The organism is Nocardia sp. CA-145437, assembly GCF_050956485.1.
Taxonomy (GTDB): domain Bacteria; phylum Actinomycetota; class Actinomycetes; order Mycobacteriales; family Mycobacteriaceae; genus Nocardia.
Genome location: NZ_CP191204.1, coordinates 4,069,858 through 4,091,655 on the forward strand (window position 1 = coordinate 4,069,858; position 21,798 = coordinate 4,091,655).

General features: G+C 70.5%; 16 protein-coding genes. 7 read left to right on the forward strand and 9 right to left on the reverse strand.

Translation table 11 applies throughout. The annotated features are described in order from the left end of the window. Positions 1-4 precede the first annotated feature (4 nt). The 3 genes from ACQPYY_RS18960 to ACQPYY_RS18970 form a co-directional block, all read right to left on the reverse strand. Complete coding sequence (locus tag ACQPYY_RS18960; protein ID WP_379107016.1) at positions 5-763, reverse strand: sigma 54 modulation/S30EA ribosomal C-terminal domain-containing protein; 759 nt, start codon at positions 761-763, stop codon at positions 5-7. Between the two features lie 184 nt (positions 764-947). Continuing rightward, the gene (locus ACQPYY_RS18965; RefSeq protein WP_433590389.1) at positions 948-3,344 is read right to left on the reverse strand and encodes a phosphoketolase family protein; all 2,397 of its coding nucleotides are present in this window, start codon (positions 3,342-3,344) and stop codon (positions 948-950) included. Continuing rightward, positions 3,341-4,276 carry a universal stress protein gene (locus ACQPYY_RS18970; RefSeq protein ID WP_379107020.1) on the reverse strand — a complete coding sequence of 312 codons (936 nt, stop codon included), beginning with the start codon at positions 4,274-4,276 and terminating at the stop codon, positions 3,341-3,343. The genes ACQPYY_RS18965 and ACQPYY_RS18970 overlap by 4 nt, the downstream gene beginning before the upstream one ends. 229 nt (positions 4,277-4,505) lie before the next feature. On the opposite strand from ACQPYY_RS18970, the gene ACQPYY_RS18975 reads away from it, so the two are divergent. Next, positions 4,506-4,712: a hypothetical protein gene (locus ACQPYY_RS18975; RefSeq protein WP_433590390.1), complete on the forward strand. Its 207-nt coding sequence runs from the start codon at positions 4,506-4,508 to the stop codon at positions 4,710-4,712. Here the strand turns inward: ACQPYY_RS18975 and otsB are convergent. Further along, complete coding sequence (gene otsB, locus ACQPYY_RS18980; RefSeq protein WP_433590391.1) at positions 4,697-8,698, reverse strand: trehalose-phosphatase; 4,002 nt, start codon at positions 8,696-8,698, stop codon at positions 4,697-4,699. The genes ACQPYY_RS18975 and otsB overlap by 16 nt on opposite strands. A gap of 106 nt (positions 8,699-8,804) precedes the next feature. On the opposite strand from otsB, the gene ACQPYY_RS18985 reads away from it, so the two are divergent. After that, positions 8,805-9,803 (forward strand): Acg family FMN-binding oxidoreductase, encoded by a 999-nt coding sequence (locus tag ACQPYY_RS18985; RefSeq protein WP_433590392.1) that lies wholly within the window; start codon positions 8,805-8,807, stop codon positions 9,801-9,803. Positions 9,804-9,876: 73 nt separating this feature from the next. Then, positions 9,877-10,524: a response regulator gene (locus ACQPYY_RS18990; RefSeq protein ID WP_379107027.1), complete on the forward strand. Its 648-nt coding sequence runs from the start codon at positions 9,877-9,879 to the stop codon at positions 10,522-10,524. 554 nt (positions 10,525-11,078) lie between these two features. Here ACQPYY_RS18990 and ACQPYY_RS18995 read toward each other — a convergent pair. Next, a complete protein-coding gene (locus tag ACQPYY_RS18995) occupies positions 11,079-11,477 on the reverse strand; it encodes a pyridoxamine 5'-phosphate oxidase family protein (RefSeq protein WP_379107220.1) in 399 nt (132 codons plus the stop codon). A gap of 442 nt (positions 11,478-11,919) precedes the next feature. Here ACQPYY_RS18995 and ACQPYY_RS19000 point away from each other — a divergent pair, with 442 nt between their 5' ends. From ACQPYY_RS19000 to ACQPYY_RS19015, 4 genes are all read left to right on the forward strand, one after another. After that, a complete protein-coding gene (locus ACQPYY_RS19000) occupies positions 11,920-14,247 on the forward strand; it encodes a heavy metal translocating P-type ATPase (protein ID WP_433590393.1) in 2,328 nt (775 codons plus the stop codon). Between the two features lie 133 nt (positions 14,248-14,380). Further along, positions 14,381-15,259 (forward strand): DUF302 domain-containing protein, encoded by an 879-nt coding sequence (locus tag ACQPYY_RS19005; RefSeq protein WP_433590394.1) that lies wholly within the window; start codon positions 14,381-14,383, stop codon positions 15,257-15,259. Between the two features lie 83 nt (positions 15,260-15,342). Further along, positions 15,343-15,483, forward strand: a complete 141-nt coding sequence (locus tag ACQPYY_RS19010) for a hypothetical protein (protein WP_433590395.1) — start codon at positions 15,343-15,345, stop codon at positions 15,481-15,483. Between the two features lie 208 nt (positions 15,484-15,691). Further along, a complete protein-coding gene (locus tag ACQPYY_RS19015) occupies positions 15,692-17,419 on the forward strand; it encodes a GAF domain-containing sensor histidine kinase (protein ID WP_433590396.1) in 1,728 nt (575 codons plus the stop codon). Positions 17,420-17,485: 66 nt separating this feature from the next. Here ACQPYY_RS19015 and ACQPYY_RS19020 read toward each other — a convergent pair whose 3' ends face one another. From ACQPYY_RS19020 to ACQPYY_RS19035, 4 genes are all read right to left on the reverse strand, one after another. Beyond that, the gene (locus ACQPYY_RS19020; RefSeq protein WP_433590397.1) at positions 17,486-18,385 is read right to left on the reverse strand and encodes a universal stress protein; all 900 of its coding nucleotides are present in this window, start codon (positions 18,383-18,385) and stop codon (positions 17,486-17,488) included. Positions 18,386-18,422: 37 nt separating this feature from the next. After that, positions 18,423-19,421 carry an Acg family FMN-binding oxidoreductase gene (locus tag ACQPYY_RS19025; RefSeq protein WP_433590398.1) on the reverse strand — a complete coding sequence of 333 codons (999 nt, stop codon included), beginning with the start codon at positions 19,419-19,421 and terminating at the stop codon, positions 18,423-18,425. Between the two features lie 77 nt (positions 19,422-19,498). Next, a complete protein-coding gene (locus ACQPYY_RS19030) occupies positions 19,499-20,446 on the reverse strand; it encodes a universal stress protein (protein ID WP_433590399.1) in 948 nt (315 codons plus the stop codon). Positions 20,447-20,512: 66 nt separating this feature from the next. Further along, entirely contained in the window at positions 20,513-21,730 is a 1,218-nt protein-coding gene (locus ACQPYY_RS19035; RefSeq protein WP_433590400.1) for a Rieske 2Fe-2S domain-containing protein, read from the reverse strand. Positions 21,731-21,798 lie beyond the last annotated feature (68 nt).

A 21,798-nucleotide genomic window follows, 5' to 3' on the forward strand; every position in this document is an offset into this window, starting at 1 on the left:
GATATCACCCTCTCGAGACGTCCGGTCCCGCAACGAGTCCCAGATCCCCGTCGTAGCGGCGGTACAGCAGGCGGCCGCGGCGGTCGGACGGGTCGGTGAAGAACAGGAACGGCAGGCCGTAGGCGCACAGCCGGGCCGCCGCCTCGGCTTCGGTGAATTCCCTTGTCGGGCGGGGGCTCATGGTGAGTGGCCGCCAGGTGGCGGAGGCGGGTGGACGCATCCGCCGTTGCCGGGCCATCCGGACGCCCAGCGGACCGGCCCAGTGCACGATCGCGTCCTCGCCGGTCTCGGCATCGGTGAACAGGAGGACGTCGTAGTCCATGGCGTCCATGGCGGCCGCCGCGCCGACCGGATCGAGGACCTGGAGGCAGCACTGCTTGCGCCGGACGATGGGCCGCGCGCCGCTCACGGCCGCCAGCGGCGCGCGGCCGGGATCGGGTGCCCACCGCGGCTCGGCTTTTCCGGTGAGCCGGTCGAGTTGGCGGTCGAGGCGCTCGGCGGCGAAGGTGAGCGCGAAACCGCCCGGACCGTCGGCCTGTACACGAATCTGGGTGCCGTCGAACCGCGCGTTCACCTGCGCCACCGTGGTGGCCCCGAAACTGCCGTTCCTGGTGAGCCGGACACTCGCGGGCGACTCGAGGTGGTGGCGACGCAGCACCTGACGGACCACACGGTCGGCCCGGCTCCTCTCGGCAGCGGTGATCGGACCACGCGACTCCACCGCGACCCCGGGCGTCGCCGCCGCCACTCGCGTCGTATTCATCGAACTCGCGTCGTATTCATCGAAGATGCCCTCGCTTCTTGCCGATTCCGCCGAATGACAACGCCCATGCCATCATCCGGCGAGCGGCGCGGAACAGGGTCCAAGGTCCTCCCGGGTCACTTCCCGGCACGCACCGGCAGGATGCGGGCCGGGAGCCCATCGATCGTGCACACCGGCGACAGGTTCAGTGCGCCGCGGTCGGGTTCGGCGCGGTACCTCCGGCGGGCCAGCGCCAGTCGGCGATCTCGGGCGGGTCGATGCCGTGGCGGCGGGCGTAGGCGTCGGCGGCTTCGCGCTGCGTGGTCAAGCGCTCGGTCAGGGACGCGAGCCGGTCGGCGAGGCGGGGCACCTCGGCGAGGGCGGCGGCCGCGAGGGTGAAGCGGTCGATGCCGTTCATCGCGCACATGCTGAACGGTGTGGTGGTGGTGCCGTTGTCGGTGAAACCGTGGACGTGCATGCGGTCGTGGCCCGGGCGACGGTAGGCGATGCGGTGGACGAGCCAGGGATAGCCGTGGAAGGCGAAGATCACCGGGGCGTCGGTGAAGACGGCACGATAGTCCGCGTCGGCGATGCCGTGCGGGTGACGGTCCGGCGGGAACAGCCGGGCCAGGTCCACCACATTGACCACGCGAACCGCCAAGTCCGGCACCATGTCCCGCAGCAGCGCGGCCGCGGCCAGGGTCTCCTGGGTGGGAACATCGCCCGCGCAGGCCAGCACGACCTCGGCGGGGCGACCGGAGTCCGTGCTCGCCCACTGCCAGACACCCAGTCCACGTTCGCAGTGCACGCGCGCCGCGTCGTCGTCGAGGTATTGCAGGGCGGGCTGTTTGCCGGCGACGACGACATTGACCCGGCCCCGGCTCCGCAGGCAGTGGTCGAAGACGTGCAGCAGGCAGTTGGCGTCCGGCGGCAGATACACCCGGCTCACCTCGGGCCGTTTGCTGAGCACGTGGTCGATGAAGCCGGGATCCTGATGGGAGGCCCCGTTGTGATCCTGCCGCCACACGTGCGAGGTGATCAGGTAGTTGAGGCTGGGAATGGGCTCACGCCAGGCGAAGTCGGCCGCCATGTGCAGCCATTTCGCGTGCTGCACCACCATCGAGTCGATGACGTGCGCGAACGCCTCGTAGGTGGAGAAGACGCCGTGGCGTCCGGTGAGCAGGTAACCCTCGAGCCAGCCCTGGCACAGATGCTCCGAGAGCACCTCGAAGACGCGGCCGTCGGGACTCAGCCGGTCGTCGCCCACGACGCGCCGCTCGCGCCAGCGACGGCCGGTGACCTCGAGGATGGCGTCCAGGCGGTTGGAGGTGTGTTCGTCCGGGGAGAAGAACAGCAGATTGCGGGGATTCTCGACCAGGGCGTCCCGCAGGTAGCCGCCGAGTACGCGGGTGGCCTCGGCCGATTCTGTTCCGGGCGTGGCGAATTCGACCCGGTAGTCGGTCGGGCACGGGAGCCGCAGGTCGACGCTGTCGTGCCCGTGCGCCGCGCGGTTCGCGCTCATGCGCAGCTGCCGCGGGTGCAGGTCCGCGATCCGGGCGACCGGACGACCGTCGGCGTCGAAGAGCTCCTCGGGCCGGTAGGACCGCAGCCAGTCCTCCAGTTGCACAAGGCGTTCCGGGTTCTCCCGGACGCCTGCCAGCGGTACCTGGTGGGCCCGGAAGGTGCCTTCCACACGGACGCCGTCGACCACGGCCGGACCGGTCCACCCCTTGGGGGTCGCCAGCACGATCATCGGGCGGCACGGGTCGCGCGGCCCCAGCCCGCGCTCGGCGTCGTCGCGGATCTCGCGGATGCGCTCCATCGCCTCGTCGAGCACGGTCGCGTAGCGTTCGTGCACTTCGGCCGGATCGGAGCCCTCCACGTACATGGGCTCCCAACCCTGCGCGGTGAGCATGGCGTCGAGGTCATCGCGCGACATGCGCGCCAGCAGTGTCGGATTCGCGATCTTGTAGCCGTTGAGGTGCAGGATCGGCAGTACGGTCCCGTCGGTCACGCGGTCCAGGAACAGCGACCCGTGCCAGCTGGTGGCCAGCGCGGCGGTCTCGGCCTCGCCGTCGCCGATCATGCAGGCCACCACCAGATTCGGATGGTCCAGGGCCGCACCGGTGGCGTGCGCGAGCGAGTAGCCCAGCTCACCGCCTTCGTGGATGGAGCCGGGCAGATGCGGCGAGGCGTGACTGGGCACGCCGCCGGGGAACGAGAACTGCCGGAACAACTCCCGCATCCCGGCCAGGTTCTGCCCCACTTCCGGATGCCGCAGCGAGTAGGTGCCCTCGAGCCAGGTCGCCGCGGTGAGCGCCGCCGCGCCGTGGCCGGGGCCGAGCACGAACAGCATCTCCTGCCCGGTGCGCATGATGACGCGATTGAGATGGGCGTAGGTGAGTGTCACCCCGGGCACGGTGCCCCAGTGCCCGATCAGGCGCGGCTTGATGTGTTCGGGCCGCAGCTTCTCCGTCAACAACGGGTTGTCCATGAGGTAGATCTGGCCGGCGGCCAGATAGTTCGCCGCCCGCCACCACGCGTCCAGATCGACCAGGTCGTCCCGGATTCCGGTCGCGGATCCAGGCATGGTTCTCGTCATCGCTTCGTCTCCTCGGTATCGGCGTGCACCACCATCACCGGGCAGTGCGCGTGCTGGACCAGGTGGTGGGCGGTGGATCCGAGGAGCAGGCCCGTGAATCCGCCGCGGCCGCGGTTGCCGACCACGACCAGTTGCGCGGTCTTCGACAGCTCGGTGAGCTGGGCCCCTGGCCCGGCCGTGCAGACCTCCCGGGTCACCTCGACGTCCGGGTACTTCTCCTGCCAGCCCGCCAGCCGCTCGGCCAGCACGGCCGTCTCGACATCGTCGAGGTTCCCGGTCATCGAGGTCACCTCACCGGCGAACTGCCCGGTGTCCCAATCGCTCCAGGCATGCATCGCGACCAGGCCGGTGCGCCGCTCGGCGGCCTCGGCGAACGCCGCGGCGAGGGCGGCCTCGCTGGTCCGGCTGCCGTCCACACCCACCACCACCGGTCCGGAGGTCCGGACCACCTCGCCGGTGTCGGGGTCCGGCCGCACCACGATGACCGCGCCGCGCGCGTGGCTGGTGACCGCCAGCAGAGTCGAGCCCAGGTGCGCGAGGGTTCCGGCGGTGCCGGACGCGCCGATCACCACCGCGAAGGCGGTCGCGCTGTCCTCGATCAGCAATTGGGCCGCGGTGTCGCCCGACATGGACGCCGAGAGCGGGACCTGCGGGTCGTACTCGCCCGCGACGGACACCGCGCGCGCCACCAGCGCCCTGCCCGCCGCTTTGACGCTGTCGATCAGCGGCTGCGTGGCGACCGCGTAGGTTCCGACGCCGCGGCTCACGCCGACCAGGTCCAGCCCGTGCACGATGTGCAGCCGCCGCCGATGCTGCGCGGCGTACCGTACCGCCCACCGCAGCGCTCGCGCCGCGCCGTCCGAGCCGTCCACGCCGACCACGACGGGCGCGGAGGCCAGCCGATGCGGATCGTCGTACTGCTGCTCTGTCATCGTGACCTCCGGGTGAGGTGAAATCAACGGCGCCCGAACCGGGCTGGTTCTCTCACGGTAGGAATGCCCCCGCTTCCGCTGCTGCGGGCGATCGTCCTCGAAGCGGGGACCAAAGGCCTCTGCGCGACGGCTCCCATCACCGACACGGGACTTCGGCCGCCGTTGGTCACTCCCGGGTCGGGAACAACGACCCTGCTGCCCGCCCCACGCCGGGACGAGGCTGGTCACCATGGATTCTCCCGCACCCGCCCATGCCGTAGCGATAGCGGCGCTGGTTCTCGGTTCGGTCATGGTCGTCGCGATCCCCGCGGCCACCGACTATCTGTCCGGCTGGGGGCGGATGTACGGCGCGGTGCTGGTCTACCTCGCGTTCGCCGAATATCTGGCGGTCGCGGTCGGGCTGGTCCGCTGGGGCGTCGGTCAGCTGCGTTCCTGATCGCGGCCCGCCACGAAAACCCGCGCGTCCAGCGGTACCCGCACGGTGGCCCCCGCCGCCAGCATCTCGGTGACGCCGTCACAGTCGATCTCCACAGGATCGGCGCAGCCCGGATCCGCGGCGACCTCCAGCGCGCGAGCGCTGATCCGGATCGCCAGCCGATGCCCCCGATAGATGATCGAATAGCGCAACTCCCCCAGCTCCGACGGCCAGCACGGGTTGAAGATCAGCCGATCGGATCGGATCTCCATCCCGGTGAAGCAGCGCTGCACCAGGTCGATGCTTCCGGCCATGGCTCCCAGGTGAATTCCCTCCTCCGTGGTGCCGCCCTGGATGTCGGCGACATCGGAGTCGAGCACCCGGTCGAAGAACTCCATCGCCTGCGCCCGGTGCGCGCGGGCCAGCACCCAGGCGTGGACCAGCGCGCTCAGTGTGGAGCCGTGCGAGGTCCGGGCCAGGTAGTAGTCGATGGTCCGCGGAATCATCTCCCCCGGCAGCTCGTATCCGAGCCGCTCGAGCACGTCCCGCAGTTCGTCGGCGGAGAGCAGATAGAACAGCATCAGCACGTCGGCCTGTTTGGCGGCCCGGTAGCGGTTGACGTCGTCGCCCTCGGCCTCGAGGATGCGATCCAGTCGCTGGATCTCGCCGTAGCGCTGCCGATAGCCGTCCCAATCGAGTTCGGCCAGCGACTCGTAGCCGCCGAACTGGCTGATGACGCCGTCGTGGAACGGTACGAACATGCGGCGGCTCACGTGCTCCCACCGGGCGAGTTCGCGCGGCGAGACGCGCAGTGACTCCAGCAGTTCCGCGCGCGCTCGCGGCGTCAGCCGCGCCAGGGCTTCCTGTGCGCGCACCAGCGTCCAGACCGCCATCACGTTCGTGTAGGCGTTGTCGTCGACACCGGTCCCCGGCGCGGTGGGCGAGCCGGTGTGGAATTCGTCGGGCCCGATGACACCGCGCAGGTGATAGCGATCGTGGCGGGGATCGTAATCGGCCAGGCTCGCCCAGTATCGGGCGATCTCGACCAGCAGCTCGGCCCCGTGGTCGGTGAGGAATTCGAGGTCTCCGGTCGCCTGGTAGTACTGCCACACGGTGTAGGCGATCGCGCTGCCGATGTGATGGGCGCGCGGGCTCGGATCCGGATTCCAGTGCCCCGACAGCGGATTCAGGTGCATCAACTGGCTCTCCTCGCGACCGTCGGAGCCCGACTGCCACGGGAACATCGCGCCGCGCTGACCGGCCGCGGCGGCGGCGCGGCGCGCCTCGGGCAGTCGCCGGTAGCGGTAGCGCAGCAGCCCGCGTGCCAGGCGCGGGAAGCGCGGGTTCAGGACGGGGTAGACGAACAGCTCGTCCCAGAAGACGTGCCCGCGGTATGCCTCGCCGTGCAGGCCGCGCGCGGGGACGCCGACATCGAGATCGGCGGTGTGCGGTGACAGGGTCTGCACCAGATGCAGCAGGTGCAGCCGGATCACGCGGGTCGCCCGGTCACCGCCGTCGAGGTCGATGCGCAGCCGATCCCACAGGTGTTCCCAGGCGGCCGTATGGGATTCGAGCAGATCCGCGAAACCGCCGGCCGCGCGCAACGACCGCGCGGCCTCGTCGTCCGGGGCCGAGACGGCGTGGTCGCGACCGGTGACCACGGCCGCGATCTTCTCCAGCACGACGCTGTCCCCCTCGGCCAGCGCGACGCCGTGGTCGTGTCCGATCGAGCTCTCCGACTCGACGAGTTCGGTTGCGGGGCACAGTTTCACCCCGTCACGGTGCAGGGTTCCGCGCGCGGCGGTCGCCACCGGAATCCCCGACTGCCCGGTGCGCACGACCAGCACCACCGATTCGGGCGACAGTTCACGCGCCGACACCGGCGCGAGATGATCGCCCGACAGGTCGCGATACCGGGCCACCAGTTCGTTGCGGACGCCACCGTCCACCGTCGAGCGGAAGATCACGGTGCCCGACCAGTTCTCGGCGGTCACCTCGGTCTCCAGCGCGCACAGGTGCGGGGCGTGCATGGCCGCGAAGCGACGCTGCCGCACCCGGATGATCCGCCCGGTGGCGTCGCGGAAACGGAAGCGCCGCGACAGGACGGCCCGGCGCAGATCGAATTCCTGCCGATAGGACAGCAATTCGACGGAGTCGATGTCGAACCAGTCGCCGTCGCCGACGCGGAAGGTCACCGGCAGCCAGTTGGGCAGGTTCACCAGGCTCTCGTTGTCGACGGTACGCCCGGCGACCTGGTCGACGAGCCGGTTGTAGGTCCCCGCGACATACGTGCCCGGATAGTGGTGCTCGCCCGCCGCGCGGTCGGGCGCCGCGCCGCGGGTGGCGAGGTAGCCGTTGCCGACCGTGCACAACGCCTCCCGCAGCCGCTCGTGCGCCGGGTCGTAGCCGTCGAAGGCGAGCACCCACGAATCCGACACCGCCCCGGTCGATTCGGCGTCGAACAGCCTGGCCAGGTCGTCGAGGAACGCGCGCACGCCCTGCGGGCCGGACAGCGCGAACCGGGCGGCGGTCCGGCGGTCGCCGTTCTCGTCGTGGCGGACCACCACCGACAGTCCCTCGGCCTCGATGGAGTCGAAGGCGTCCTCGTCGGTGAGATCGTCGCCGACGTAGATCGGCAGGGTGGACGTGGTGAGGTGGCCCAGGATCCAGTGCAGCGCGGTTCCCTTGTCCCAGTCCACGTCCGGTCGCAGCTCCACGACCTTGCGCCCGCCCGTCACCCGCAGGCCCCGGTCGTGGGCTTGTGCGTGGACCGCGGCGGTCACCGCGGGCACCCGTTCCGACGGCACGCGCCGGTAGTGCACCGCGACGGCGAACCGCTTGTGCTCCACCAGAATCCCGGGGACGTCGCCGAGCGCCCGCTCGAGCTCCGCCGCCGCCGCGGCCAGAGCCGCCTCCGCACCCGGCGCCGCGTCGTGCACATACGTCGTTCCGTCCGGGGCCAGCAGCTCGAATCCGTGACACCCGGCGTACCAGAGTCCGTCCACGCCCACCCGATCGCGCAGATCCGCCAGTTCGCGCCCGCTCACGATGGCCACCGGGCATCGCGCCGCCAGTCGCGTCAGGGCCGCGGCCGCGCCGTCGACCAGGGTCGCGGCGGCCGGGTCGGGCACGATGGCCGAGAGCGTGCCGTCGAAATCGAGCAGCACCGAGGCCTTCTCGGTATCGAGCAGGTCGCCCAGGCGAGCCGCGGCGGCCTCGGGCAGCTCCGACATCCGCCGGAAACCGTTGCGCAGCCCCACCTGCCCGAGGTCGGCGACCACGACATCGGCGCCGTGTTCGGCCAGCCGGTCCTCGTGCCCGCCCCGATCGACGCCGATCACCAGGCCGAAACCGCCCGCCCGCCCGGCGGCCACACCGGACTCCGCGTCCTCCACCACAATGGTCCGCGCCGGTTCGGCCCCGAGCCGGCGCGCGGCCTCGAGCAGCATCGCGGGATCGGGTTTGCCCGCCAATCCCAGCTCGTCGGCGTCGATCCCGTCCACGCGCACCCCGAACAGATCACCGATGCCCGCCGCGCGCAGGACCTCGGCGCAGTTGCGGCTGGCGGAGAAGATCGCGACGCCGAGTCCCGCGGTCTGCAAGCGGCGCACCAACGCCACCGTGCTCGCGAACGCGGGCGCCCCGTCACGGGTGAGCCGATCCAGGAACAGCCGGTCCTTGCGGTTGCCCAGCGCACAGACGGTCCCCGCGTCCTCACCGTCGCCAGGTTCCCCAGAGGGCAGTGAGATACCCCGGGCGGCAAGGAAATTGGTGACCCCCTGATATCGAGGAACGCCGTCGACCCACCGCAGATAGTCGTCGGCGGTGAACGGCGACCGATCCTCGCCGGGCGCCACGGCACGGTGCGCCAGGAACTCGTCGAACGTCTCCTTCCACGCCGCCGCGTGGACCGAAGCGCTGTCGGTCACCACGCCGTCCATATCGAAGATCACCGCATCATGACGCCGCGCATCGATCAGCGGCGTGGCCTGAGTGTGCTCGTCCACCACTTCAGCGTGCGTCGCGCCCGGCGTGTCGCCAAGGGTCCTGTAGCACCGCACCGAGGACCAATGGCCCCTGCGGCCAGGACCGCGCGCGTCCTAGCGTGAGTCCATGAGCCCACTACCCAGCGGCGACACGATCGAGCAGGCCGTCCGGCTGTCCGGTCGAGCGCCCTCGCTGCACAACAGCCAGCCCTGGCGCTGGGTCTTCGACGGCGCCGCCCTGCACCTGTACTCGGTCCGCGAGCGCATGCTGCCAGCCACCGACGCCTCCGGACGACAGCTGCTGATCAGCTGCGGTCTGGCCCTGGGCCACCTGCGAGCCGCGCTCGCCGCGGCCGGATGGCAGACCCGGGTCGCCTACTTCCCGAATCCCACCCGCCACGAACACCTGGCGACGGTCACTTTCGAGCCCGCGCGCATCGTCACCGACGCCGACCGGGATCGCGCGGCCGCCATCGAGGTTCGCTACACCGACCGGCTGCCTTTCAGCGCGCCGAACGACTGGCGCGACTTCGAACCGGTGCTGCCGGTGGTCGTCGACCCGCGCGACGCGGTGATCACCGTGCTGCCGCCCGAGGCGCGCTCCGAGCTGGCCCAGGCGTCGCGGCTCACCGCCGCGGTGCGCCGTTACGATTCCAGCTATCAGGCCGAATTGCAGTGGTGGGCAGGGCATTCACTGGCAGCGGAGGGCATCCCTCCGGACGCTCGGATCTCCACCGAGGAGCGGGAGCGCGTCGAGGTCGGCCGGGTCCTGCCCGCCGTCGGGGGCGAATCGCGCCGCACCGAGATCGACGAGGACCGATCGGTCGTCGTGGTCCTCTCCGGCGACGACAGCGCGGTCGAATTCCTGCGCTGCGGCGAGGCGCTGTCGACGCTTCTGCTCGAGTGCACGGTCGCCGGCTATCACACCTGCCCGCTGACCCATGTCACCGAACTGCCGCGCAGCCGGGCCATGATCCGGGCACTCACGGGCCGCGGCGAACAGCCGCAGGTCCTCGTCCGGATCGGGAGCGTCCCCGTCGCCGAACGGCGGCGACCCCGCACGCCGCGACTGCCGCTCACGCAGATCCTGACCCTCGCCGCATCCACCACCGCGGTATCGGAATGAGTTCCGGCGTTTCCGGGCCGCGGGCCCCGCGGGCTATCGTTGACTTGACCACCCAAGAAGATGGGAACCGGCCATGACCACCGTTTTTCTCGTGGACGACCACGAGATCGTCCGCCGGGGGCTCGTCGACTTGCTCGAGAGCGACCCCGACATCACCGTCGTCGGCGAGGCCTCCGACACCGCCCAGGCCCTGGCCCGGATTCCCGCGCTCAACCCCGATGTCGCGGTGCTCGACGTGCGGCTGCCCGACGGCAACGGCATCGAGCTGTGCCGCGATCTGCTCTCCCGGCTGGACGGGTTGCGCTGCCTGATCCTCACCTCGTTCACCGACGAGCAGGCCATGATGGACGCCATCCTGGCCGGGGCCAGCGGGTATGTCGTCAAGGACATCAAGGGCATGGAATTGGCCAAGGCCATCAAGGAGATCGGGGCCGGCCGCTCACTGCTGGACAATCGCGCCGCCGCCGCCCTCATGGACCGGCTGCGCCGCAGCACGCAGACCGACGGCCCGCTCGCCGGGCTCACCGAACAGGAACGCAAGCTCCTCGACCTGCTCGGCGAGGGCCTGACCAACCGCCAGATCGCCGAGCGCATGTTCCTCGCCGAGAAGACCGTCAAGAACTACGTCTCCCGGCTGCTCGCCAAGCTCGGTATGGAACGCCGCACCCAGGCCGCCGTCTACGCCTCCAAGCTGCGCGGCGACCACCCCCATCCGGTCTAGATCGACATCGCGCCCGAACGCCGCGCCCGCTGATCGGGGCGCGGCGTTCGGCGTCGTGGTGAGTGCGGCCGCGTTCGCGAAAGCCGACCCCCGGCGCCGGAGCGATTACGCAGCGAAGGCGATCGGAAGGGCGTCTCCGGCAGCGCGGGTCCGATCACCGTCTCCCGTGACTGCAGGTGTCACGTCGCGGCGGAGATTCGATTCGACCGGTGTACAGCGCAATCCGGCGTGCGGCCCACCCACGCCTCGCTCCTGGAACCACCCCTGGCCCCGGGGATCGACCTGCCAATCATGCGGGGCACTGCCCGGTAGCCGCAGCGGCGGCAAGTCCTCAGCTACAGGGTCTTTGGTCCTCGACCCGCCGCGCCGATCACCGATCACGGAGTCGCGCAGCACGTTTCGCCGCCGGAACCCGCGCCGCGCCGGGGACTTCCGCACAGCCGGGACAGGCATTCGGTCCCTAGAGCCCGACAGCGACGAGACCGATGTCGACGGGGACGAGGACAGCGAATGGGAGATCGACGACCCCTTCGCGTGAGCCGGCCGTGACGCGGCTATCCCGCCTTCTTCGCCACGAGCCGCACCCCGGTCACCAGCGTCGGCTCGATGGCGACGATGGAATCCATCATCCCGTCCACCCACGGCTGCAGCATCTCCTCGTAGCGGGCGACGCGTTCGGGATCGGTCACCGGTCGGGCGATGCCCGTCACCACCACGGACCAACCGAGTTGTTCGACGGGATCGATGTCGTCGGCTTCGTAGGCCACGACGACATTCTCGTCCGCGCGCACCGTCGAGGTGAGCCGCGAGGTGAGCCGGGTCCGCACGATGACGATCTCGCCATCGTCGACCAGGTGATTCACCGGCCGCACGGCGGGCAGCGCGTCCCGGGTGAAGATCACCCGCCCGAACGGCACGCTCGCCAGCAGCCGCAGCGCCTCGTCCCGCCCCATGGCCACGGTCGCGCGGGGACCGAACGAACGCTCGGCGTGCCCGTTCACGCGAAAGCCCCGGACAACCGGCACGCCCGCGGGCCGGATCCCTCCGGCCACAAGCGCTGGACCGATCGAGCCTCGTACGCGCGCATGAACTGACAACCCTTCCTCACGTCCCCTTGGCACGATGCGTTTCCCCGGATCAATGTCATCACCGATACCCGTCGGCCCCACAGGGCCGAAGGTCCCATCTCGGGCGTCCTTCCGACACCGGGCGCCTATCGAGCGCCGAGTCCGTTCGGCAGGACCGCTCCGCGGAAGCCAGCGAACCGCCGCGTACCCATAGATCACCGGCTGCGGGTCCAAAGGCAGTCCGTCCGAGGGACTGTGGCCCTGTGGTGCGCCGCATTCGTGCGGTGCACTTCAGAGGAACACGATCCGGCGGGAAGGGAGCATTCCGGTGCCCGATTCACGAGACCGGCATCGGTGGGAGCGGTACACCGGTGTCGCGAGCGCGTTGCTGCTGGTCGGCACCATCGTGCCGCTGCTGGCGGGTGTGATCGCCCGGGTGGCCGGCGCGATCACGGTCGCGGAATGGTGGTGGGCCGCGGGCACGGTGGTCGCCATCGTGCCCGCGCTGTGGTGGGTGGTCTCGGCACTGCGGCGCGGGCGGGCGGGCGTCGATCTCATCGCGGTGCTGTCGCTGGCCGGCACCCTGTGGGTGCACGAATACCTCGCCGGGGCATTGATCGCGGTCATGCTCAGCGGCGGGCACGCACTCGACGCGGCGGCCGACCGCCGGGCGACGCGGGATCTGCGAGCGCTGCTCGAACGGGCCCCGCGATCGGCGCGGCGCCGGCGCGGAGCGGTGGTGCGGGTCGTCGACCTCGACGAGATCGCCGCGGGTGACATCCTGGTCATCGCCGCCGGAGAGGTGGTGCCGACCGACGGCAGGATCCTGGATTCGGTTGCGGTGCTGGACGAATCGGCCTTGACGGGGGAACCGTTGCAGGTCGAACGGGCCGCCGGGGAACCGGTCCGCAGCGGCGTGCTCAACGCCGGTGCGGTATTCGAGATGCGGGCCACGGCGACCGCCGAGGAGAGCACCTACGCCGGCATCGTACGACTGGCCCGGGAGGCGGGGGCCGACACCGCGCCCACCGTCCGTCTGGCCGACCGCTACGCCGCGTGGTTCCTCCCACTGACCTTGGCCGTCGCCGCGGCGGCCTACTGGTTCAGTGGTTCGCCCACCCGCGCGGTGGCGGTACTGGTGGTCGCCACGCCCTGTCCGTTGTTGCTGGCCGCGCCGGTCGCGATCGTGTCGGGACTGTCCCGCGCCTCCCGCGTCGGCGTCGTCGTCCGCGGCGGTGGAGCGTTGGAGAACCTCGGCCGCGCCACCACTCTGGTGATGGACAAGACCGGAACCGTCACCGCCGGGCGGCCCGTCGTCACGGAGGTGGCCGCCGCCCCCGGCACCGATCCGACGTGGCTGCTGCGGCTGGCCGCCTCAGTCGATCAGCTCTCGCCGCATGTACTGGCCGCGGCTATCGTCACCGAGGCGCTGGCGCGGGGCCTGCGACTCGAGGTCGCCACCGAGGTTTCCGAACGGGCGGGCCACGGTGTGAGCGGCATGGTCGACGGCCGCCGCGTGCAGGTCGGCAAGCTGCCCGACACCGCGGCCGTTCCGGATTGGGCCCGGCCGGTCATGAATCGCGCACGACTAGACTCCGCCGCGATCGCCTGGATCACCGTCGACGACGACCCGCTCGGGGCCGTGCTGCTGCGGGACCCGTTGCGGCGCCACGCGCCCCGCACGCTGCGGCGGCTGCGTGAGGCGGGACTGAACCGGCTCGTCATGCTGACCGGTGATCGCCCCGAACCCGCGCGGGAGGTCGCCACCGTGCTGGGCCTGGACGAGGTGTACGCGAACCAGAGTCCGGCCGACAAGGTCGAGGCGGTCCGGCGGGAGAGCGACCGGCACGTGACCGTGATGGTCGGCGACGGGATCAACGACGCCCCGGCCCTGGCCGCCGCCACGGTCGGCGTGGCCATGGGCGCGCGCGGATCCACCGCGTCGTCGGAGGCCGCCGACATCGTCCTCACCACCGACCGGCTGGACCGGCTCGCCGATGCCATGGACATCGCGCGCCGCTCGCGGCGCATCGCGGTGCAGAGCGCGACCGTCGGGATGGGACTGTCATTGCTGGCCATGGTCGTCGCGGCCGGCGGATGGCTGCCGCCCGCGGCGGGCGCGCTGCTCCAGGAGGCGATCGACGTCGCCGTGATCCTGAACGCGTTGCGGGCCCTGCGCCCCGGCCCCGCGAGCGGGCGCGCCGTGCCGGTCGACACCGATGAACTGCTACGGCATTTCGCCGCCGAACACGACACCCTGCGCGACACGCTCGCCACATTGCGGGCGGTGGCCGACCGGATCGCGGACCGCCCCGACGCCGAAGCGCTGAAGGCGCTCGAAGCCGCGCACCGCTTCCTGGTCGAGGATCTGCTGCCGCACGAGCGAGCCGAGGAGACGAAGCTCTACCCCGCGCTGGCCGGGCCGCTCGGCGGATCCGAGGCGACGGCGACCATGAGCCGGGCGCACGCCGAGATCCAGCGATTGACCACGAGAATCGGCACGCACCTCGAATTGGCGCGGGCGCGTGATGGTTTCGATCCCGACCAGATCGACGATCTGCTCGCGTGCCTCTACGGGCTGCACGCCGTCCTGCGCCTGCACTTCCTGCAGGAGGAGGAGAACTACTTCGTCCTCGCCGCCGACGAACGGCTGTGACGGTGGCCCCGTGCCCGGGACGCTCGACACGGTCAGGTCATCGACTTGTTCCCGCCCCGCCGGGACCTTCTCCTCTGGAACCCCGACCGGCCCGTGCGCAGGCTGGTGATACGGCAATCGAAGGAGGCGTGCGATGGAATACCGGGTCACCGTGTGCGAGACAGCGCCGCAGGCGGTCCTGCGCATCCCGTTGGAGATCCGGCCGGACCTGTTGAGCGAGGGCATCGTCAGCGGGATGGACCGGCTGAGCGAGGTCGCCGGGAAGGCGGGACTGACCGCGAACGGTGCGCCGACGATCACCTTCCATCGGGAGCTGCCCGCCGAGGACGCCATCGTCGTCGACTTCGGGCTTCCGATCGAAGCGGCCCCCGCGCTCGGACCGAGTTCCGGGGCGGAATTGGTGATCCAGTCGCCGATCCTGGTGGCCCGCACCAGCCATCGCGGCGGCTACGGCGATATCGACGCGGCCTACCGCGCCCTGCGGGAGTGGCTGCGGCAGGCCGGTTATCGTCCGGTCGGACCGCCGACCGAGGCGTACCTCGTGGGGCCGGACGAGGTGAGCGATCCCCGGCTGCTGATCACCGAGATCCGGATCCCGGTGGCGCCCGCCCCGGCCATCACGGTGCACCTGGCCACCACCTTCTCCGACGCGGTGGATCGAACCCGAACAGCGTTGCGAGAGCGTGGATTCGGCGTCGTCACCGAATTCGACGTGCAGGCGTCGCTGCGGGAGCGGACCGGTGAGCACATCGAGGAGTATCTGATCCTCGGCGTCTGCAACCCCCAGCTCGCGGGTCTGGCCTTGGCGACCGATCGGGAGGCCGGGCTGCTGATGCCCTGCACCGTGGTGATCCGCGCCGAGGTTACCGGCGTTCTGGTCGAGGCCGTCGATCCGACCCTCCTGGTCCAGGTCCTGACCCGGCCCGAGTTGGCGTCCTCGGCCGAAGAGATGCGCCGCATGCTCGCCGGGGCGCTGTCGGGACTGGATCAGCCCGCCGCCGCGGCGGGCTGACGGCGATGCCGGGGACCATGGTCCCGACCGACGCGGGTACGAGTCCTCTCACCGAATCTCGCCCGCGCGAGCACGCTCGACACATGGCAAACACGGCCCCCGCAGCACCGTCGGTGGAGCAGGCGCGGCAGTCCGCACCGCTGCGGCGGCTGCTGCTCGGCGCGGACTTCAGCGATATTCTCACCGCGGCAGGCATTTTCGAGGCCCGAGAGGCCCAGCCGTGACCGTTGACGGCTACGTACCGGGAAGTGATCCAGGCGGGTCCGCGCGGGACCGAGCACGCGCTGTCCATGCGTTCCGGGCGGTGATCGAGTCTCGACCGTCGATGCACGGAACACGCGGCGCCCCGAACTAGAATCGGCACCGACCTAGAATCGGGGCAGGCCGTAACGGACAAATCGTGCGCGGATCCCTCACGTACAGGAAGACGATATGACCGTTGAGCCCCCGGACGGCTCCTACTCGGTGCGCGATACCCTCTCCCAGCTCCGGCTGCGGGAATTACTGGTGGAGGTCAAGGACCGCGTCGAGTTGATCATCGATGCCCGCGACCGCATGGACGGTCTGGTCGAGGCCATGCTCGCGGTCACCTCGGGGCTCGATCTCGACCAGACCCTGCGCACCATCGTGCACACCGCCATCAGCCTCGTCGACGCCCGCTACGGGGCCCTGGGCGTGCGCGGGCAGGACCAGCACGGACAGGATCCGCTCGAGCAGTTCATCTACGAGGGCATCGACGAGGCGACCCGCGCCGAGATCGGCGAACTGCCCGAGGGCCGCGGCGTGCTCGGGCTGCTGATCACCCAGCCCAAGACGATCCGGCTGGACAACATCGCCGATCATCCGTCGTCGGTGGGCTTTCCGGCCAACCACCCAGCGATGCGCACCTTCCTCGGCGTACCGGTGCGCATCCGCGACGAGGTCTTCGGCAACCTGTACCTGACCGAGAAGGCCGGCGGGCAGCCGTTCACCGAGGACGACGAGGTGATCGTGCAGGCGCTCGCCGCGGCCGCGGGCACCGCCATCGACAACGCGCGGTTGTACCAATCCAGTCGCAGCCGGCAGGCCTGGATCGAGGCGACGCGCGATATCGCCACCGAATTCCTGGCCGGAACCGATCCAGAGGAAGTCCTCGCGCACGTCGTCGTGCACGCGCGCACCCTGACCGAATCGGCCTGGGCGTTCCTGGCGGTCGACGACGAACCCGACAGCGACCCCGACGCGGTGGCGGGGCTGCGGATCAGCCATTGTTCCGGGCCGGACGGCAAGACCCACAGCGGATTCGCCCGGACGTCGGGGACCGCGGTCGGGCGGGCGTTCCGCCAGGGCCTGCCCCACTGCCCGGACGTCGGCGAGGATATCGGCCTCGACACCGAACTCGACGCCGGTCCGTCGCTGGTCCTGCCGCTCAACGCGCAGGACTCGACCTTCGGCGTGCTGGTCATGGTCCGCCCGGTCGGCGCGCCCCCGTTCTCGGACGAATTGCAGGGGCTGGCAGCGGCATTCACCGGTCAGGCCGCCCTGGCCATCCAGCTGTCGGAAGCGCAGCAGCGGATGCGCGAACTCGATGTGCTCACCGACCGCGACCGCATCGCCCGGGATCTGCACGATCATGTCATCCAGCGACTGTTCGCGGCCGGGCTGAGCCTGCAGGGCACCGTGGCCCGCGCCCGGTCCGCCGAGATCCGGGAACGGATCTCCGACGTCATCAACGATCTCCAGGATGTGGTGCAGGAGATCCGCACCTCCATCTTCGACCTGCACGGCGGCGCCGAGGGCAGCACCCGGCTGCGGCAGCGGATCGAGGACGTCATCCGCAAGCACACCACCGACACCGGACTGCGCACCTCGTTGCGCATCTCCGGACCGCTGTCGGTGGTGGCGGCCGAACTGGCCGATCACGCCGAAGCCGTTGTGCGCGAAGCGGTCTCCAACGCGGTCCGGCACGCGCACGCCGAGACGGTCGCGGTGACCATCGACGTCTCCGACGATCTCACCGTGCTGATCGCCGACGACGGCCGCGGCATACCCGCCGACATCACCCCCAGCGGTCTGCAGAACCTGGCCCGCCGTGCCGAACAGCTGGGCGGCACGTTCACCTTCGGCAGCAACCCCGACGGCGCGGGGACGCTGCTGCGCTGGGCCGTGCCGTTGCCGTGACCGGACCACACGGCGGGTGCGCCGCCGACCCCGCACAGGGTTGACGGCGCGTCCGCCGCGGCCGGATCACTCGCCGCGCACGACGATGATCGGGCAGTCCACCGCGTGCAGCAGAGCATTGCTGGTGGAGCCCAGCAGCATGCCGAGGAACCCGCCGCGACCGTGGCTGCCGACCACCACCAGCTGCGCGTGCTCGGCTTCGTCCACCAGTGACCGAACCGGCCTGTCCTTCACCAGGATTCGCCGGACCGGGACATCGGGGTAGCGCTCGGCGTATCCGGCCATCTCCTCGGCGAAGGTCGCGTGCTCCTGCTCCTGGAGCGTCTCCCAGCCCGCCATCGGCATGTAGGGTCCGCTGACATCGCTCCAGGCGTGTACGGCGGTCAGGCCGGTCTTGCGCAGCGACGCCTCCTGGAACGCCAGCTCGAGCGCGGCGACACTGTTCGCGGTTCCGTCCACACCGACGAGCACCGGCTGCCGGGCCGAGATCGGGTCCGCCGCCGCGGTCGAATGGATCACCGCGACCGGGCAGTGCGCGTGGTGGGTCACCGCGGTGGTGACCGAGCCGAGCAGTCCGCGCCGCAGCGCTCCGAGCCCGCGGCTGCCGAGCACCATCAGGCGGGCGTGCCGTGAGAGCGCGATCAGATGCGTGATGATCGGCTCGGTCGTGACCTCCGACGACATCGGAACGCCTTCGCCGGGCAGCGTCTCCGACGCGATCCGGGTCGCCTCGCCGACTACCCGCTCGCCTTCCGATTCCAGCCACGCCATGTCCTCGGCGCTGAGCGCCACGGTCGGCGACGGCCCGACCGGCGCACAGATCGAGGTGACGATCCGTAACGGGCAACCGTGCCGCGCGGCGTCGAGCGCCGCCCACGCCACGGCCTGGTACGAGACGGCCGATCCGTCCACCGCGACGACGATCGCGGGATTCGGATCCGCCTGCGGGACAGTGTTATCGGTCATGATGATCTCTCCTGTTTCCATGTCCGGTCGCGGGTGCTCAGCTCTCGCCGGACGAGATCGCGGGCTCGAGCGGCCGCACCACGTCGTGCAAGGGCAGCCGGGGTGTGGCCGGTACCGGAACGGCGCTGGTCGCCGCCCAGCCCATGCGAATGATCAGCTGCGGATACCCGAAATCACCCAGCAGATCGTGGCGGATCCTCGACCGCACTCCGGTGATCTCGAGCGGTTCACTCAGCACGCAGGTCGCCAGTCCGCGCACCGTGGCTTCGAGCAGCACCGCGCCGGCCGCCTCGCCGGCGCCCAGCCAGGCGTTCAGGTCGTCGGCGGCGGTGCACACCAGCAGCATGCGCGCCTCCTCGTCGGTGTCACGAACCACCGCCTCGGGCAGGCGCGGGTCGCCGAACGGCCGCACGGTCGGGTCCGAGGACGCGACCGCGTTGCGCGCGGGAACGCCTTGCGGGTCGGCGTGATGCCCGCTCCACCGCGCCAGTTCGGCGCTGTAGGCCGGATCACCGCGGTGCGCGGTCGCCGCGTCGACGAAGGCGCGCAGCAGGCGGGCGTGCTCACCGTTCGTGTCGACTTCGCGGACCTGGACTCCAGATGCCTCCGCACCAGCGGCGGCGATCGCCGACACCTGCGCCGACGGCACCTCCCACGAGGTGAAGCGGCGGCGGTCGCTGCGTCGCTGCGCGATCGCGCGGGCCGCCCGGACCGCCGCCTCGTCGACGGAGCCCGGCCGCAACTCCACCGACGCGAGGTGCCGCGGTTCCGCGGGGTTCGGGAACCGGTGCACAACCGGCTCCCAGCCGAACGCGCGCAACGCGACCTGCAGATGGTGCAGTGCCGCACCACAACTCACGACGAGCTCACGACTGTCGGGATCGGTGTAGGGCAGGCGCCGGCTGTCGTCGGCGTACAGGTGCACCGTGGTGTCCCCGACCCGCCACAGCCACGGCTGGGTGTTGTGCACCGACGGCGCCCGCACCGCCAGCGCCAGGGCGGCGCGGACGGTATCGGGATCGGGGTGTCTCGACATCACTTGTCCTTCCTCGGAATTCGCGTGCTGTTGGCTTCAGCATGGCCCGATCGCGGGCCGCCGGTGACGGCCGAAAGTCACCGTCCCGCGGGTTCTTCGGCCTGGTTTCGCGAGGGCTGACGGACCACCACGACCGGGCACGGCGCGGTGTGCAGCAGCGCGGTGCTCACCGAGCCCAGCAGCATGCCTGTGATCCCGCTGCGGCCGTGGCTGCCGACCACCACCAGTTGGGCCGACTCGGCATGGTGGAGCAATACCCGCGCGGGCGTGTCCCACGCGAGGACGCGGTGCACGGTCACCTCCGGGTAGCGCGTGGCGTACCCGGCCAGCGCCGCTCCCAGCAGCACGTCCTCGGTCCGGTGGATCGACTCCCAGCCCAGCACGGGCGCGTCGAAGCCGGTGGTGTCGTTCCACGCGTGCACCGCGATCAGATCGACCTTGCGCCGCGACGCCTCGGCGAAGCCGAACTCGATGGCCGGTTCGCTGTTCGGCGAGCCGTCGACGCCGACCACCACCGGCTTCGACACCGATTCCGGCTCGGTTTCCGAAACGCCGTGCACGATGGCCACCGGGCAGTGCGACTGCCGCGCCACCACGGAGCTCACCGACCCCAGCACCGCCCGCCGGACCGCGCCGAGACCCCGATTGCCGACCACCAGCACTTGTGCCCGGCGCGAACGCTCGAGCAGGGCCGTGGTGACGTCGTCGAAGATGAGTTCGGTGCTGATGTGCAGGCTTTCGCCCGGCACGGTGTGCCGGGCGATCCGCGCGGCGTCTGCCAGTACCCGCTGCCCCTGCACGCGCAGGTCCCGCAGGTCGCCGGGTTCCAGCTCCATCGCCCCGGGCACGATCGGGTTCGCGTACGAGGTGACGATATGCAGCCGGCACCCCCGCATATCCGCTTCGCCGGCGGCCCAGGCCACCGCCTGATACGAGATCTCGGACCCATCGGTGCCGACCACGACTCCCAGGTCGTCGTCACCGGCGGGTTCGAAAGTCGTTGTGGGGTGGGCGTTGTCTGCCATGGCGTCTCCTGAATCGGCGGTGCCCCGAGCATCCCGCCCGCACCGGATCGGCCACAGAGAACAACGTCACACTCCGGCGGGACGTCCTCCCCCACCGCCCGGGGACCCGGCCGCCACCCGGGACTCGCGCAGGTTCGCGGCCACTTCGGCCTCCCACACCTCGTTGGCCCGGGAGGTGTCGACCTCGAATTCGAAACGCTGCCGCGACCTCGGGTCGACGGCGGCGACATCGGTGTAGAACTGCTCGTACCAGCGGCGCAGCTGGTAGATCGGGCCGTCCTCGTCGCACAGCAGCGGATTCTCGATCTTGGTCTTGTGCTTCCAGATCTCCACGTCCTGCAGGAAGCCCGCGGCGATGCCCTCGGTCATCTTGGCGGCCAGGCGGTCGGCCGCGTCATCGGACAGGCCGAGAGGCTTCTCGAGGCTGATGCCGTACTGCAGGACGAACGAGTCCTGGCTGACCGGGTAGTGGCAGTTGACCAGGACACTGTTCACCTCGAACCCGCCGTAGTTGTTGAGCAACGTGTTGATCATGTACGACGGCCCGAAGTAGGACGCCTGCGAGGTCAGCAGGGTGTCGCCGCCGTACTTGGCGCCGGTCGCCACATCCGGGCGTCCCTTGGTCTGCAGGTACTGCGTGGCGACCTCGCCCTCGAAGACGTTCTTGAAGAAGGTCGGGAAGGCGTAGTGGATGTAGAAGAAGTGCGCCATGTCCACGATGTTGTCGATGATCTCGCGGCAGTGGGAGCCCTCGATGAGGATCGAGCGCCAGGTCCACGGTGTCCACCCGGGATTCATGGTGTCGAGGTTGCCGCCCGCGGGGTCGATGTACGCGCCGGGGGCGTGGGGGATCGTCACCCCCGGCGCGGGCGGATTGCCTTCATGGTCGTGCCACACGAACAGCTGACCGTTGCGTTCCAGGGTGAGCCACGAGCGCGTCCGGGCCAAGGGCGGCACTCGCCGCGCATAGGGGATGTCCTTGCATTTGCCGTCGCCGCCCCAACTCCAGTCGTGGAACGGGCACGCGATGTTGTCGCCCTTGATCTTTCCCGTCGCGAGGTCTCCGCCGAGATGGCGGCAGTAGGCGTCGAGCACCTGCAATTCGCCCGTGCTGTCGGCCCAGACGACAAGCTTGGTCCCGAACGCCTCGACCGGATGCGGTCGAGGGTCACGGAAGGAATCGGCGAGGCCGAGGCAGTGCCATCCCCGGGCATACCGGCTGGGCGCGGAGCCCACGTCGATGTCGCGGACCTTGCCTCCGTAGCCCTGGGGGTTCGCCACCATCACACACTCCTTGCAATTAGAACATGTTTCAGAACAGCGTCAGCTTCGGACACGATCGACCACAGTGA

Bases quoted from the DNA above. Each gene is read 5' to 3' on its own strand.
- ACQPYY_RS19035 (WP_433590400.1), bottom strand. From the start codon at position 21,730: ATGGTGGCGAACCCCCAGGGCTACGGAGGCAAGGTCCGCGACATCGAC.
- ACQPYY_RS19030 (WP_433590399.1), bottom strand. From the start codon at position 20,446: ATGGCAGACAACGCCCACCCCACAACGACTTTCGAACCCGCCGGTGAC.
- ACQPYY_RS18965 (WP_433590389.1), bottom strand. From the start codon at position 3,344: ATGACGAGAACCATGCCTGGATCCGCGACCGGAATCCGGGACGACCTG.
- ACQPYY_RS18960 (WP_379107016.1), bottom strand. From the start codon at position 763: ATGAATACGACGCGAGTGGCGGCGGCGACGCCCGGGGTCGCGGTGGAG.
- ACQPYY_RS19025 (WP_433590398.1), bottom strand. From the start codon at position 19,421: ATGTCGAGACACCCCGATCCCGATACCGTCCGCGCCGCCCTGGCGCTG.
- ACQPYY_RS18970 (WP_379107020.1), bottom strand. From the start codon at position 4,276: ATGACAGAGCAGCAGTACGACGATCCGCATCGGCTGGCCTCCGCGCCC.
- ACQPYY_RS19020 (WP_433590397.1), bottom strand. From the start codon at position 18,385: ATGACCGATAACACTGTCCCGCAGGCGGATCCGAATCCCGCGATCGTC.
- ACQPYY_RS18995 (WP_379107220.1), bottom strand. From the start codon at position 11,477: ATGGGGCGGGACGAGGCGCTGCGGCTGCTGGCGAGCGTGCCGTTCGGG.
- ACQPYY_RS19015 (WP_433590396.1), top strand. From the start codon at position 15,692: ATGACCGTTGAGCCCCCGGACGGCTCCTACTCGGTGCGCGATACCCTC.
- ACQPYY_RS19010 (WP_433590395.1), top strand. From the start codon at position 15,343: ATGGCAAACACGGCCCCCGCAGCACCGTCGGTGGAGCAGGCGCGGCAG.
- ACQPYY_RS18985 (WP_433590392.1), top strand. From the start codon at position 8,805: ATGAGCCCACTACCCAGCGGCGACACGATCGAGCAGGCCGTCCGGCTG.
- ACQPYY_RS18990 (WP_379107027.1), top strand. From the start codon at position 9,877: ATGACCACCGTTTTTCTCGTGGACGACCACGAGATCGTCCGCCGGGGG.
- ACQPYY_RS18975 (WP_433590390.1), top strand. From the start codon at position 4,506: ATGGATTCTCCCGCACCCGCCCATGCCGTAGCGATAGCGGCGCTGGTT.
- ACQPYY_RS19005 (WP_433590394.1), top strand. From the start codon at position 14,381: ATGGAATACCGGGTCACCGTGTGCGAGACAGCGCCGCAGGCGGTCCTG.